Genomic DNA, 13,824 nt, shown 5'->3' on the forward strand with positions numbered 1-13,824 from the left:
AGACGCCTCAAGCCGCCTTTTCAACCACCGGCTCGCGCATCGCCTGCGGCTTTCCGAGCAGATAACCTTGGGCCTCGTCGCACTGTTCTTCCAGAAGCGTGTCAAGTTGTGCCTGGGTTTCCACGCCTTCCGCCAGAACCGGCACCTCCAGGCTGCGGCCCAGCGCCAGGATGGCGCGGACGATCGCCTTGGATTGGGCATTGCTTTCGACCTCGGCCATGAAGCTTTTGTCGAGTTTGATCTTGTCGAAGGGGAAGGAGCGCAGCGTTTCCAGCGAGGAATAGCCGGTGCCGAAATCGTCGATGGCGATCGAGACGCCGAGCGCCTTCATCTCGCGCATGGTGCTGAGCGCCTTGTCCTTGTCGATGATGATGGAGCTTTCGGTGATCTCGATTTCGAGGCGGCGTGGGTCGAGGCCGGTTTCGGCAAGGATGCCAGCGATCACGGCCGCCATGTCGGCATGGCCGAGCTGGACGGGCGAGAGGTTGACGGCAATCTTGTGGCCGTTGCTCCAGCTCGCCGCCTCCCGGCAGGCTTCGCGCAGCACCCATTCGCCGATCGGCAGGATGGCGCCGCATTCCTCGGCAAGACCGATGAAATCCATCGGCGGGATATTGCCGCGCTCGTGATGGCGCCAGCGCAGCAGAACCTCGTAGCCGGTGATCTCTCCCGTCCGCACCGATTTCTGCACCTGATAATGCAGATGCAGTTCGTTGCGGTCGATGCAGGCCCAGAGATCGTTGGCGAGCGCGCGGCGGCGGCGCGCGGTCTCGTCCATGGCAGCCTCGTAGAAGCAGACCTTCTGCAGCAGGGATTGTTTGGCGCGGTACATCGCAAGGTCGGCATTGGCGAGAAGCCCGTCGACGCTCTCGGCATCGCTCGGATAGATCGCCACCCCAAGGCTGGCGCCGGTCTTGATCTCGAAGCCGTCGACGGAGATCATGCCGACCAGGGCGCCTTCCAGGCGCGCGATGAAATCATGCAACGCGCTCAAATCGTCGAAGCGCCTGGTCGCGGCGAACTCGTCTCCGCCGAAGCGGGCGATGAACTCGCCCTCCTGCAGCGCCTCGCCGAGACGGCGCGTCAGCTCGACCAGCACCATATCGCCGGTGCCGTGCCCGTGCTGGTCGTTGACTTCCTTGAACTTGTCGAGATCGATGCCGATCACCGCAACCTTGCCCCTCACCCGGTCGGCGACCATCATCTCCTCGGCGACGCGCTCGCCGAACTGCAGCCGGTTCGGCAGGCCCGTCAGCGCATCGTGCTTGGCGAGGAAAGCAACCTGCTCCTCGGATTTCACGCGATCGGAAATATCCTCGAAAGTGACGACCCAGCCGCCATTCGGCAGGATGTTGACATGCTGCTGGATGGAGATGCCGCTCGGATATTTGTGAACCGCGCTGCCGGCCTCGCCCCTGATCAGCGCCATGTTCCTGATATAATGGGCCTCGGCCCGGGCCGCCGCTTCCGCCGCGTCCTCAGTGTTGGCGGCATAGCCGATTTCGACAATCTGCCTGTAGTGCATGCCGGGACGCACCGATCCTTCGGGAAATTTGAAGATTTCGAGATAACGCTTGTTGCACAGCACCAGACGCTCGTCCCCATCGAACATGCAGATGCCCTGCCCCATGTTTTCGAGCGCGACATCGAGATTGCGGGTGACCTCCTCGATCCGGTCGGCATCCGCCTTCTGCTTGCTGTTATCCTTGGTAATCTTGGCATAGCCGATCAGCGCGCCGGTTTCGTCATAGATCGGGTCGATGACGACATAGGCCCAGAAGGAGGAGCCGTCCTTGCGGTAACGCCAGCCCTGGGCTTCGAACTTGCCCTCGGTGCGGGCCGTCTGAAGCGCCCGCTGCGGCAGGCCATTGCGGCGATCTTCCTCAGAATAGAACAGCGAGAAATCCTTGCCGACGATCTCATCGGCGCTATAACCCTTGGCGCGCTCGGCGCCGGCATTCCAGTTGCTGACCTTGCCATCCGGATCGAGCATGTAGATCGCGTAGTCGGTCACGCCTTGGACCAGGAGCTTGAAATTGCGCTCCGCCCCGGCGGTCTTGGCCTCCGAGCGCACGGCGAAGATGGCGGCGGCAAAACCGGCCGCCAGCAGCGAAAAGGTGACGGCGGCAATCGTCACCACCATGACACCAGGCGAAAGCAGCGTCGCGGGATCGAGCGATACCACGCCCGGCGTGACGGTAACGCCCGCCATCGCGGTGAAATGCAGTGCGACGACCCCTGATGTCAACAGAAGTGTGGGCGCAAGCCCGCGCAAGATCGGCCGCTCGCCCCTGCCCGCAAAGCGAAAGGCGGCGACCGAAAAGGCGATACCGAGAACGATCGACGCCGTCACGAACTGCGCGTCCCAGGAAATCTCTCCCGGGAATTCGATGGCCAGCATGCCGGTAAAATGCATCGACGCGATGCCGGCGCCGAAGAGCACGCCGGCCAGAATATTCGCCATCCACCTGTCATAGCCGATTTTCGCCGCAACCGCGCCCGTCGTCGCCACGATCGCTACCAGCAGCGAGACCAGCGTCAGCCCGGCATGATAGCCGACGACGACACCGGGATCATAAGCCAGCATGGCGACGAAATGCGTCGCCCAGATCCCGAATCCACCCGCCGCCCCCGCCGTCAGCAGCCATACCCACCGCGCAGCACCCGCGGACGACGTCGCCCGATCGAGCAGAACCATCGCGCAATGGCTGGCGAGAAAGCAGATCAAACCCGCAAGCCCGACCAGCGCGAGATCATGCTGCTCGGTGATGCATGTCAGAACGGTGAACATGGAACGAGACCCTCGATTTGCGGGTCACGCTATGGGGCGGGCGCTTAAGGAAGGTTGAAGTGGTTAGGGCGGCTGGTTGGGATATCGCGCCAAATTGGGCTGTTTTGGCGGGTTGTTTGGTGGGTTGTGGGATTAGGGTTTATGGTGGGTGTGTTGGTATGGTGAATGGATTTGTTTGGTAGGGACAAGCTCAGACAGCTTCTACGAACTCGCGCCCAGCATGTCTTTTTACCGCCATTTCATCATCGGTAAGCTCAAGCGTGAACTCTTCATGCGCTGGCAATAATCCAAAGGGTATCGAATTTCTTGCATGCGGATTGTGGACAACAGCCATCGGCTGCAGCGTGTGCAATGTTGAGCCGTAGCCGATATCAACTGCCCACACGGCGCTAATTGGCCCAAAGTTTGGATCGTGGAATGTGTCGGCCGGAACATCCGCCCCTTTTGGTCTCTTCAATCTTGGGCGATGAGAAAGCCCTGCCGAAACCTTCTCAAGCGTCTCTCTGTTAATCGTGATCGAATACGGCCCAACTGCATACGTCGCTTCGACCGCAAGGGGAAACTGTGATATTCCTTCCAATTGGGGGAATCCATCGCCTCTGCCGAAGCCGCCGCCGCGTAGTAGCAAGCCGTTCACGGCAATAACGTAGGCATCGTCTGCATGCACAATTCCAGAGCCTAGATAGCCTAGCTTTCCCAACGCCGAGTTTCCGCGAAGCTTCTCGGCCTTCTCCTTGATCGCCGCAGTCCAACGAAGAAGCATGGCCTCTCCCGGAAAATAGACAGCATTGCCCGGCTCGTGTTGTAGCCACTCGGCAGGAATACCCGTTGGCAGAGGCGTGACAACCTCAACCCATATAGTCTTACCGACGTGATCGAGGCGGAAGTCCGGTCCAGGTTCCTGGTGAGTTGGCTGCAACCCAGCATAAAGCAGCCTGTCAGCCAGAAGAATTTCCGACATAGCGCCCCAATAAAGCCCATCGTCCGTGCCGCAAAGACGGGATAAGGCGCCCTTATCCATCAGTCCCGCATCGAGAGCCTTTTCGCAAGCAGCGAGGACAGCAGACCGCCACTTTTCTGCGGTCGGATGTTTGCCGGGGATACGCCTGTCGATGGCATCTTTGAGGCTTGGGAGAAATGGCGCCAAAGCGGAAGTCCTTCGAAGTTGGAACAGCCATGTGGTTAGCGTGCGCCCATCAAGGAGCAAGCTACGATCGCCGCCGCTGCAGCACGGCACGCTGCCGCTGAGAAAACCGCGCGCATCGACAGGACGCAACGCCTCGAAAATATGATACCCAAATTATCCGGAAACCGATCCCGCGGCTTCGCCTCCAAGCAATAAGTCCTCGTCTATTTTTGATGGAGACTGGTATTCTGGATGCGTTAGAAGCGTATTAAGCACAAACCGCAGAAGTTCGGAGGCGACGAGGCGCTCGTTTTCATAACGCGTATCCGCCGGTTCCGATGCCTTCCGAGAGCCCTTTTTGCGCTTTCCGTGCACAATTGCAGACCGCCGATCGTAGACGTTCTTAACTAGGGCTGCTACGTCCCGAGCGGATCGCTCTTTCCCACCATAACGGGCAGCAAGCGCCCCCGCCCGCAGACGCAACTTATAAGAAAGCGACTGATTTTGGTCGTCACCTAGAAGAAGCTCAAGACCAATTGTCCCATCAAGGATAGCATCGGCAGGATCTGAACGAGTCAAGCAACCGTTCAAACGCTTCAGCGCGAGACGTACGGCCTCGCTATTGTTGTCTACTACGGCACGATAGATGCGCCGAACATCTTGGAGTGCGGACGTATTTACTCTAGCACCTTCGCGCACCCATCCGTAATCATCAAACTCATCCGGATATTGCCGAAGCGCTGTCCCGTACACCGGAGGTAGATCGCAAAAGTAAGTCAGCGCCCATTTTCGAGGAAGCCATACGATCTGCGAGTAGCCCGTCCGGACACCTGTTGCGATCCGCAGTGCTCCGAAAAAGCTGTCCGCCGCATCCCTGACACCCTCAGATGCGCTGCCCAAAGAGCGTTCGACGCCGCCAACGCTATCGACCCCTAATGCCCACCCGTTTTGCACAAATGCATGGGTGGCCGCTCCCATAACACTCGCCTCCGCACCTGACCCGATAGTGTTCATGCGAGCCCTTGCCAATTGAAGCCGCTTTGGTAACCGCATGATATAAGAAGTGGGTGTTAGGCGAAAATTTCGAACATTAAATTGCGTCATCGCAATCGGAACAATGAGCGTGAGGTCAAATGATCGGTTGATGGTGCCGCCTATCAAACCTGAGATAAGCAGATCTCTACGATTGGCGGATATTTCGGCATCTAAGCCATAGAGATGAAAGTAACGCTCTACTGCTTCTGCAACTAGACGTTCCGCCCGCCAAGTGATTAGGTCGTCCTCGGCGGTATAAGCCCCATGGCGCAAGCGATCGCCGATCGCATGTTTCTTGAGGAAATCCGCAAATTCTGATCCGTGTGTAAGACCTTCCTTCGGCCGCTTGGAGCCCATCAACGCTAAGGCAATAGTGTTGGGGAGCAAAGCACCGACATAATTACGCGGGCTTTTTTCATCGAAGCCTCCTGCCTCTCGAAACGATGGAAAGCCGCTTTGCAGTTGCGACATGACCGGATAGTCATAGTGCGGCGTCAAATAAGTATCCGGCTTGCGCACCCTTTCGATCACAGCGCGATGCAGTTCATCGAAGGCCGCCACAAAGAGCGCCTTATACCGCTGTATCTCCTCCAATCGAACTTCGGCATCGTTCATCGAATCAACGGCCTTATAAATTTTCGGCGAGCCAGCCCTAACACAACGCTCTTGACTTTGCCTAATGCCTATAGCGTAGGGCTGCGGATCTCAGGACAGAGCAAAATCGAACCGACACCGTAGTTTATTGCCCGAAATTTCCGAGCACGGCCCGCTGCTTTTTGTCCCGTATCTTATCGGGATCTTCAGTTGTCTCAACCGACAGGATATTTCTAGCGATATATTCCTCCGGCAAGCCGTGCTCCCTAGCACCTGCCGAGACAAAGTCTTTGTACCACCCATAGGGCTGGAGGCTATCGTCAATGTAGTCGGGGGTGGCGACGTAGGTAAGGACTTTTCGTCTACGGCCTTTGTCGTTGACAACCGTCACGATCTTATGTTCGTAACCGTTACCGACACCTTCGGCTTTGTACAATGCAGCGCGCTCGGTAGGATCGATACTGAATAGGACTCCGATTACGTTATCTTCGTCACCGCTGGCAAATGCGTTACACTTCCCGGATCCATCTACGCTGCGCTTATGGAAGCGAAGCGCAAAACCCGACAGGTTAGCGATGCCCAGCGGCTTGCAACTCGGCATGCGCTCGCGCAGCCGGACTGTTGACATGTTGGACCCGTAGGCAAAATAGACGTCAGGCTCTGGAGGCCCGATCTCAGTATCCTTCAACGGCTTGATCGGCGGATCACCCGGCTTGAGAATGCTGCGCAGCGGAACCGTCATGATGCTATGCTCGTCGGACTCTCCGCCTTCGCGAGTGATAATGGACTGCCCATCCTCCATGTCGATGATCGGAATCGCTCTCCCGGCCCATCCGCAGTCTGTGCAGTATGGCCTCTCCCAGAGTACGCCGTGTGCCGCGGTATTCTCGCCATGCTGGGGTTCGAGACGCGGGGAGCCACATTTCGGGCATTCCTCCGGGACACCTCTCAATTCGCGAACGATCAACGAGGTTGCCATGCCAATAGCATGCTGCATTAACGACGCTGCCATTTCAGCATCAAGCCAGGTCGCCGACTTGGAATGCGTCAGCCAGTTGGAAAACGTCCAAGCGGACTCAAGCGCCCCCTTAAGGGCTCCGCGACGCTCCTTGTTGGTGTCGCTTGGCAGGAGATCGTTGCAGATGATTTCTGTCCAAGCGCGGAAGTTGGCACGCTGCGGCGATGCGTCAGCCTTCCACACCGCCGCGTCCTGTGCAACGCTGATCAGTTCGAGCAGCGCCTCGCGGCAACGGACACCGACGGCTTGATAGTCCGAGAGTTTGTGGGCCTGTGTTACGGCGGTGCCGGCTTCTTCGATCTTCTCTAACACAGGACCGAACGGAAGGACGCGAATGTCGTTTTCCTGTTGTTCTACCGTGCGCGGGATGCGCAACATCAAACCGATATGGAAGGTCAGAGCAAGGTCCATATTTGGGAACTGCTCCTGAGAGTAGAGGTTTGTACCCCCCGTGATGACCCACCAGCGATCCTTGTTGGTATGTATGTCCCATACGTCGTGGCGCGTGTTGATGACCATCTCCGAGTAGACTTTCTGCATGAAAGTCACTTCGAGGTCCGGCGCCTGCCATTCAAAGTATTCACGGACACTCTCAATTTCATATTCAGTAGATTTCAACATGATATACTCCAAAAACGGCAGCGAATCCGGTCTGCAACAAATTTGTGAAGCCTCATCAATAGAACAACATCGCTTGAATTTCAAAATCCGACGCGGCACCATGGGATATCGGCTTAGCGCCGACAGCGGCCGTCGGCCGGGTCGACGACGTCCTCATCTCAAAAATGCTTATCTGTTCTTGGGATACTGTTTGGCGAGTGCAAGAAGCGACGTCGAGGCGCAGCCCCGTGGGCTGCGCAGCCGTAGGCCGCGGCTTGCTTATGTTTCTTTCTCGCGTGCCTTAGGGTGTGTCGTCAGTTCCCTGCCTTGCTGGGCAAGATTCCCAAATCGGATTTTATGTGATTCATAGCAGACCGGCCATTGGAGGGCTGGTTATGACACGTCGTTATGGATTGCGAGACGATCAATGGGATCGGATCAAGGACCTTCTGCCCGGGCGGGAAGGTCATGTTGGCGGCACGGCGGCCGATAATCGCCTGTTCGTGGAAGCTGTGCTTTACAGATACCGCGCCGGAATACCCTGGCGCGATCTTCCTGAGCGGTTCGGAGACTGGAAGATCGTCCACAAGCGGATGCGCCGATGGTGCGAAGGCGGCGTCTTCGAGCGTATATTCAAACACTTGGCCGCCGATCACGACAATGAATATATGATGCTGGATTCCACCGTCGTGCGCGCCCACCAGCATAGTGCTGGCGCGCAAAAAGGGGGGACCAGGCGATCGGCCGATCCCGTGGGGGGCTGACGACGAAGATCCATGTGATCGCCGATGCGCTCGGAAATCCGGTTGCGATCTCACTGACACCGGGCCAGGCATCGGATCTGGCGCAGGCCCAACCTCTTCTTGAGGAAGTTGATCCTCAGGCGTTCCTGGCTGACAAAGCTTATGATGCCGACGCGCTCATCGACCATCTCAAAGCACGTCACATTACTCCGGTGATTCCGCCAAAAGCCAATCGTACGACGCCCAGACCAACAGACTTCGCGCTTTATTGCGAGCGCAATCTCATCGAACGTTTCTTTAATAATCTCAAACAGTTCAGAGCTATAGCCACGCGATACGACAAGCTCGCCGCCACCTTTCTCGGAGCAGTTCAGCTCGTCGCCGCTTTCATTTCGCTCAACTGACGACAGGCCCTAGAATATCTGCGCGTTCTTTTCTTCACAGCAGATCCGCGGCCCGGCAGGAGCTGATCGATAGTCGCCATCGGCTGGCCTTCGGCGTAGCGGTTGGACCAACCGGGGGCGATGGTGAGGTTTCGTTGAAATGGTCGCGGCCATTTCGCGGTTGCCGATCTTGAAGCGGCGGACGCGGCGGTTGATTTCGGCCGGTTTGTTCGGAGGATGACCAAGCCGCCGGAGCGCTCCATCACGTCGATCAGGCCAAGTTCGATCAGGCTGTGGGCGAGTTCCGGGCCGGCGACTTCGATCTCCCCAATTTCACCCAAGGACGGTGGTAGCGGACTTGGATGAGGGAATCTGGGATGTCGATCTTGCTAAGAAATCTGTCGCTACTGGTTGGAATAACATTGGCGGTGCCGGCCTTCGGTAATTGCGTAACCGCCAATGAGACCAAACAGGGCGTGCTGCTGACCAGAGAAACGCCTTTCTATTCCGTATTCTACAAGCCCGACGGCCCGGGTCTCACCGAACAACGGCTGATGGAGCGCGACGGCTCACTGCAGCCGGTGTCGGCTGTCTATGTGCACCCCTTGCTCGTCGAAAAGAGAGTGAGTGCCAGCGGAACGCATGAGCTGAAATACGCGAATGCGATTGCGTTGGACGATCTACCACAGAAGAAGAACTGGAAATCAGACACCACGCTTTTCATCAATGGCAAAAAATCCGTTTCGGGCACGACTTTTATCAGGTTCGACGGCTTGGGAGAGGAAACGATTGCATCTTGTTCCTACAAAGTCTGGGCCATCAACAGCCGCCTGGAACTAACGGAATTGCCGCCGATCATTTTCGAACAATACTATTCCCCCGAGCTTCATCTCGTTCTTCGTTCGGTACGGCTGAGCACCGCCAACCGGCCGTTGAGCGAAATTCGATTTGATCGGTTCCAAATTGGCTGGGGCAACTGATTGATCAGGGCTGACACTCCTTTCGTCATGCTCGGGCTTGTGCCCCAAGCACCCCATGAAACCCAGCCTGGCGGGCGCGTGATCTGACGCGAAATAGACTTTCGGTCGCCCTCGGCCGAACGCAGGCGCCGACGCCCCCTTCGTAAGTCCGAAATCCTTGGTTTCAGTCCCATCATTTCAGCTATAAGGTGGGAGACATCGCCCAAAGGGGATTCAAGGCCGATGCCCCCAGAGAAGAAGGACCGTTCGCCTGTTGCGCTGGAACAGCGCGACATAAGCGGCGACCAGCGCATGTTCTCACCTTCCGCTGCGCGAAATTCGGCGGCTATCCTCGCGGTCCTAAAACGTGTCCTTCCAACACGTGGCGCCGTGCTGGAGATTGGATGCGGGACCGGCGAGCACGCCGTGTGTTTTGCGGGAGCAATGCCCAACCTCACCTGGCAGCCGAGCGATCCGGATGCCGACGCCCGCACCAGCACGTCTAGCTGGATCAAATTCGCAGGGCTGAAGAATGTGCTGCCACCGCGGGATATTGATGTGTGCTCAGGACAATGGGGCGTCGAACAAACCGGGCATTTTGACGCCATCGTGTCGATCAATATGATCCATATCGCGCCATGGGCGGCAAGCTTAGGATTGTTCGCAGGAGCTGGCCGTTTGCTTCACGCTGACGGGCTTCTTCTTCTCTACGGCCCATTCATGCGCGACGGGGCACACAACGCCCCCTCGAACGCTGCTTTCGACGCGGCTCTAAAGGAACGCAACCCATCCTGGGGTGTGCGTGATATCGCTGATCTTGAGCAAGCGGGCGAGGCCGCTGGACTTAATCTCCGCGAGACGATCGAGATGCCCACCAACAATATGTTGCTGGTCTTCTCCGGCAGTAGTGCCCGAACGACAAGCGCGCGCGAAAGAGACGTGGGCCTATAGCAGCATTCGGGCCCTTTGCCGCCGTTCGAGGTGGATCCGAGGAACGTGCGGCATGTGCTAGGATGGGGCCGAAGACGGAACGCGACAGACGCACTGCGAGGGGCGGTGTGATCGAACCGGAATTCGCGCGACCGAGTGCCAACATTGTGCTCTTGGAAGGGGAGACAAGGACGATGCCGACACCAGAGCAACCCAGTCTAATAGTTCGACAGAAATCCCCACCAAACATCGAGTTTCCGTTTGCGTCACTTTCCGACTGGCTGATCCCAACCGAGCTGTTCTTCGTGCGAAACCATTTCCCGTCGCCGAACCTCGATGCGCGAGACTGGAAATTGCGCGTTGGCGGGGCGGTGGAGCGGCCGATCGAACTTGACCTCGACAGCATCAAGGCGATGCGGAGCACGACTCTCACCGCCGTCGTCGAGTGCGCAGGCAACGGGCGCGTCTACTATGAGCCCCCGAGGGAGGGGTTGCAGTGGCAGAACGGAGCCGTCGGCAATGCCGCCTGGACAGGTGTTCTTCTGCGCGAGATTCTGGAGATGGCGGGCGTCAAGCAAACCGCATGTGAGGTTCTGCTCACAGGCGCCGACAGCGGCATCGTCGACGCGAACAAGAAAACGGCCTCCCCCGGCCCTATCGCGTTTGCACGCAGCTTGCCGCTTGAGAAGGCCATCGCCGACAGCACGATCCTTGCCTATTCGATGAACGAACATCCGCTGACGCGCGATCACGGCTATCCGCTGCGCGCGGTCGTGGGTGGCTGGTTCGGCATGGCTTGGGTCAAGTGGATCACTGATATCACGGTTGTGGAGCGACCGTTCCTTGGCTACTGGCAGGCGCGCGACTATTTCCGTTGGGAGCGCGGCCTCGGGGAACCCACGCTGGTCCCCCTTGCGCAGATGGAGGTCAAAGCGCAGATCGCGCGTCCCGTGCAGGGCGCGCGTCTCGTCGTCGGCCAACCGTACCGGATTTTCGGAGCCGCCTGGAGCGGAGAGGCTCCTATCCCGCAGGTGCAGGTCTGCACGGGAGATGGCAGGGGCTGGCGCGATGGAAGGCTCCTCGAAACAGAACGTCCCTTTGCATGGCGCTTGTGGGAGTACATCTGGACCCCTGAAGAAGTGGGCCGATATACACTGCGATGTCGCGCGATCGATGCGGCGGGGCGCGTGCAGCCCGACCTCCAGCGTTCCGACTGCGAGAGCTACGCGGCCAATTGGATCGTTCCGGTGGAGGTTACGGTCGTTCCCGAGCCACAGACATACGAGGAGGAATTCGTGATCTAATCACCCGTATGGGGCGGAATGGCGGCTTTTGGTGCAACTGCGAGCCGCGCTGTCACTGCGTCAGGTCCGGCTCCGCCCTTCGGGCTGCGCGCCTCAGCATGAGGGACCGTGGAGGATGCCGCGTCCAATAAGGCGGCGAGTGCTCGGCGTCAGAGGTTTCTCTCTCGGAGCGCTTCCATGATGACTGAGAAGGCCGGGAGGTTCTGGCGCCGGCTGGGGTAATAGAGGTAATAGCCGGCGAATTTGGGGGTCCAGTCTTCGAGGATCAGGGTGAGGCGCCGTTCGGCAAGATGCGTTGCGACGTAGCTTTCAGGGACGAAGGCGATGCCATAGCCTTGGAGGGCTGCGCCGACCATCTCGCGATCGGTGTTGAAGGTGAGCTGGCCTTCCACCCTCACCCTGACCTCCTCATCGTTCTTTTCGAATTCCCAGGCGTAGAGCCCGCCAATCCTGTCGAGACGCCTGTTGATGCAGTTGTGCTGCATCAGCTCTTGCGGCGTCGTCGGCACGGGTCTTGAGTTGAAATAATCGGGGGAAGCGACCACTACCAGCCGCCAGTCCGGCCCGATCCGCACCGCCACCATGTCCTTCTCCAGGCTCTCGCCGAGACGCACGCCGGCATCGAAGCCGTCTTCGACGATGTTGCGGAAACTGTTGTCGACGCTGAGTTCCAGCTTGATATCGGGGTATTCGCCGAGGATGGGGGCGAGCTTCGGCCACACCACGCTTTCCATCGCGTGGTTCGACAGGGTGATCCTGACGGTGCCGGCCGGTTTGTCGCGATAGGCCATCAACGCCTCGATATCGGCCTCGATTTCGGAAATGCGCGGCGCCAGCGATTGCCTGAGACGCTCGCCGGCCTCCGTGGTCGCCACGCTGCGTGTCGTGCGCGTAAGGAGCCGCAACCCCATGCGCGCTTCGAGCTCCTTGACGGCATAGCTCAGCGTCGATTGCGCGACGCCCAGTTTCGCGGCGGCTCTGGTGAAGCTGCGCTCCTCGGCGACCGCCAGGAAGAGAAGCAGTTCGTTGAAGTTTTCGCGCGCCATAGTGGATATCTCCAGCCATTCCGATCCAGCGCCATTAATAGCCGATTTCGATAAGTCCATGCAAATTGCGACGACTAATCCGGGCTATCGAAGGGTGCTATCTCTCTCCGGGAAAAAGAGACGGGCATTCCGCCCGGACAGGAGATGACCATGCTCGGCACCGTCCTTCGCGCCCCCGGCGATATCCGCTGCGAGGAAGTCGCGGAACCGAAGATCCAGAAACCCACCGACGCGATCATCAAGCTGTCGGCGTCCTGCGTCTGCGGCTCCGACCTCTGGCCCTACCGCGGCCTTCAACCGGTCAATGGCCCGCAGCACATGGGCCACGAATATTGCGGTGTCGTCGTCGAAGTCGGCAGCGAAGTGAAGAATATCAGGCCCGGCGAGTTCGTCGTCGGCTCGTTCTGCCTCTCCGACAACACCTGCCCGCATTGCCGCTACGGCTTCCAGTCCTCCTGCGAGCATCGCGAATTCATGTCGGGGGCGCAGGCGCCCTATGCCCGGATCGCCATGGCAGACGGCACGCTTGTGGCGACCGACACCATGCCATCAGACGACCTGATCCCGAGCCTGCTCGCGGCCTCGGATGTGCTCGGCACCGGCTGGTATGCGGCCGACGCCGCGCGGGTGACGCCGGGATGCACGGCTGTCGTCGTCGGCGACGGCGCGGTCGGCCTGATGGGCGTGCTCTCGGCCAAGCAGCTCGGCGCCGGCCGCATCATTGCCATGAGCCGCCACAAGCAGCGCCAGGACCTGGCACTCGAATATGGCGCGACCGATATCGTCACCGAGCGCGGCGACGAAGGTGTGGCGAGGATCAGGGAATTGACCGGTGGCGTCGGCGCGGACTCGGTGCTCGAATGCGTCGGCACCGAGCAATCGATGATGCAGGCGATCAATGCCTGTCGCCCCGGCGGCTCGATCGGCTATGTCGGCGTTCCCCATGGCGTCAGCCTCGACGGACAGATGCTGTTTTTCGCACAGAAGAACCTGCTGGGCGGCCCGGCTCCGGTGCGCCGCTTCCTGCCGCACCTGATCGACCTCATCCTGTCGCGCAAGATCAACCCCGGAAAGGTCTTCGATCTGGAAGTGCCGCTCGCCGATGTCGCAAAGGGTTACAAGGCGATGGACGAACGCTCGGCGATCAAGACGCTGCTGCGGATGTGAGATCCGCATTCCGGATCACCGAGGGAACCCTCGGGAACTCGACCCTGCGAGATTTCGAAATCGACGGCACCGGCGTGATCCCGGTCGCCGGCAGGGCGACACGCGGCCGTCGCCCGTTTCCATGAACA

General features: G+C 59.0%; 9 protein-coding genes and 2 pseudogenes. 5 read left to right on the forward strand and 6 right to left on the reverse strand.

What is annotated here, in order from left to right; genetic code table 11:
- Window positions 1-7 precede the first annotated feature (7 nt).
- The 4 genes from RHEC894_RS13550 to RHEC894_RS13565 form a co-directional block, all read right to left on the reverse strand.
- Window positions 8-2,791 (reverse strand): EAL domain-containing protein, encoded by a 2,784-nt coding sequence (locus tag RHEC894_RS13550; protein WP_085737646.1) that lies wholly within the window; start codon window positions 2,789-2,791, stop codon window positions 8-10.
- A 190-nt stretch (window positions 2,792-2,981) separates the two neighbouring features.
- Complete coding sequence (locus tag RHEC894_RS13555) at window positions 2,982-3,938, reverse strand: hypothetical protein (protein WP_125460963.1); 957 nt, start codon at window positions 3,936-3,938, stop codon at window positions 2,982-2,984.
- A gap of 153 nt (window positions 3,939-4,091) precedes the next feature.
- Window positions 4,092-5,567 carry a HEPN domain-containing protein gene (locus RHEC894_RS13560; RefSeq protein WP_085737648.1) on the reverse strand — a complete coding sequence of 492 codons (1,476 nt, stop codon included), beginning with the start codon at window positions 5,565-5,567 and terminating at the stop codon, window positions 4,092-4,094.
- A gap of 124 nt (window positions 5,568-5,691) precedes the next feature.
- A complete protein-coding gene (locus tag RHEC894_RS13565) occupies window positions 5,692-7,185 on the reverse strand; it encodes a gamma-glutamylcyclotransferase family protein (protein WP_085737649.1) in 1,494 nt (497 codons plus the stop codon).
- Window positions 7,186-7,559: 374 nt separating this feature from the next.
- Between RHEC894_RS13565 and RHEC894_RS13570 the strand changes: the two are divergent.
- Window positions 7,560-8,311: pseudogene (locus tag RHEC894_RS13570) on the forward strand (IS5 family transposase).
- A gap of 44 nt (window positions 8,312-8,355) precedes the next feature.
- On the opposite strand, the pseudogene RHEC894_RS33395 reads toward RHEC894_RS13570, so the two are convergent.
- Window positions 8,356-8,568, reverse strand: a pseudogene (locus RHEC894_RS33395) (beta-galactosidase); the annotation flags it as partial.
- A gap of 99 nt (window positions 8,569-8,667) precedes the next feature.
- On the opposite strand from RHEC894_RS33395, the gene RHEC894_RS13575 reads away from it, so the two are divergent.
- The 3 genes from RHEC894_RS13575 to RHEC894_RS13585 all read left to right on the forward strand — a co-directional run bounded on the left by RHEC894_RS13575 (window position 8,668) and on the right by RHEC894_RS13585 (window position 11,483).
- The gene (locus RHEC894_RS13575) at window positions 8,668-9,270 is read left to right on the forward strand and encodes a hypothetical protein (RefSeq protein WP_085737650.1); all 603 of its coding nucleotides are present in this window, start codon (window positions 8,668-8,670) and stop codon (window positions 9,268-9,270) included.
- 222 nt (window positions 9,271-9,492) lie between these two features.
- Entirely contained in the window at window positions 9,493-10,200 is a 708-nt protein-coding gene (locus tag RHEC894_RS13580; protein WP_085737651.1) for a DUF938 domain-containing protein, read from the forward strand.
- 173 nt (window positions 10,201-10,373) lie between these two features.
- Entirely contained in the window at window positions 10,374-11,483 is a 1,110-nt protein-coding gene (locus tag RHEC894_RS13585; protein ID WP_089152731.1) for a sulfite oxidase, read from the forward strand.
- A 149-nt stretch (window positions 11,484-11,632) separates the two neighbouring features.
- Here RHEC894_RS13585 and RHEC894_RS13590 read toward each other — a convergent pair whose 3' ends face one another.
- Complete coding sequence (locus tag RHEC894_RS13590) at window positions 11,633-12,529, reverse strand: LysR family transcriptional regulator (protein ID WP_010068870.1); 897 nt, start codon at window positions 12,527-12,529, stop codon at window positions 11,633-11,635.
- Window positions 12,530-12,679: 150 nt separating this feature from the next.
- Here RHEC894_RS13590 and RHEC894_RS13595 point away from each other — a divergent pair, with 150 nt between their 5' ends.
- Window positions 12,680-13,696 carry a zinc-dependent alcohol dehydrogenase family protein gene (locus tag RHEC894_RS13595; protein ID WP_085738974.1) on the forward strand — a complete coding sequence of 339 codons (1,017 nt, stop codon included), beginning with the start codon at window positions 12,680-12,682 and terminating at the stop codon, window positions 13,694-13,696.
- Window positions 13,697-13,824: the final 128 nt, after the last annotated feature.

This window comes from Rhizobium sp. CIAT894 (genome assembly GCF_000172795.2).
Lineage (GTDB): Bacteria > Pseudomonadota > Alphaproteobacteria > Rhizobiales > Rhizobiaceae > Rhizobium.

Excerpts from the sequence above, each read along its gene's own strand:
- RHEC894_RS13550 (WP_085737646.1), bottom strand. The coding sequence starts at position 2,791 with ATGTTCACCGTTCTGACATGCATCACCGAGCAGCATGATCTCGCGCTG.
- RHEC894_RS13560 (WP_085737648.1), bottom strand. The coding sequence starts at position 5,567 with ATGAACGATGCCGAAGTTCGATTGGAGGAGATACAGCGGTATAAGGCG.
- RHEC894_RS13565 (WP_085737649.1), bottom strand. The coding sequence starts at position 7,185 with ATGTTGAAATCTACTGAATATGAAATTGAGAGTGTCCGTGAATACTTT.
- RHEC894_RS13575 (WP_085737650.1), top strand. The coding sequence starts at position 8,668 with ATGTCGATCTTGCTAAGAAATCTGTCGCTACTGGTTGGAATAACATTG.
- RHEC894_RS13580 (WP_085737651.1), top strand. The coding sequence starts at position 9,493 with ATGCCCCCAGAGAAGAAGGACCGTTCGCCTGTTGCGCTGGAACAGCGC.
- RHEC894_RS13585 (WP_089152731.1), top strand. The coding sequence starts at position 10,374 with ATGCCGACACCAGAGCAACCCAGTCTAATAGTTCGACAGAAATCCCCA.
- RHEC894_RS13590 (WP_010068870.1), bottom strand. The coding sequence starts at position 12,529 with ATGGCGCGCGAAAACTTCAACGAACTGCTTCTCTTCCTGGCGGTCGCC.
- RHEC894_RS13595 (WP_085738974.1), top strand. The coding sequence starts at position 12,680 with ATGCTCGGCACCGTCCTTCGCGCCCCCGGCGATATCCGCTGCGAGGAA.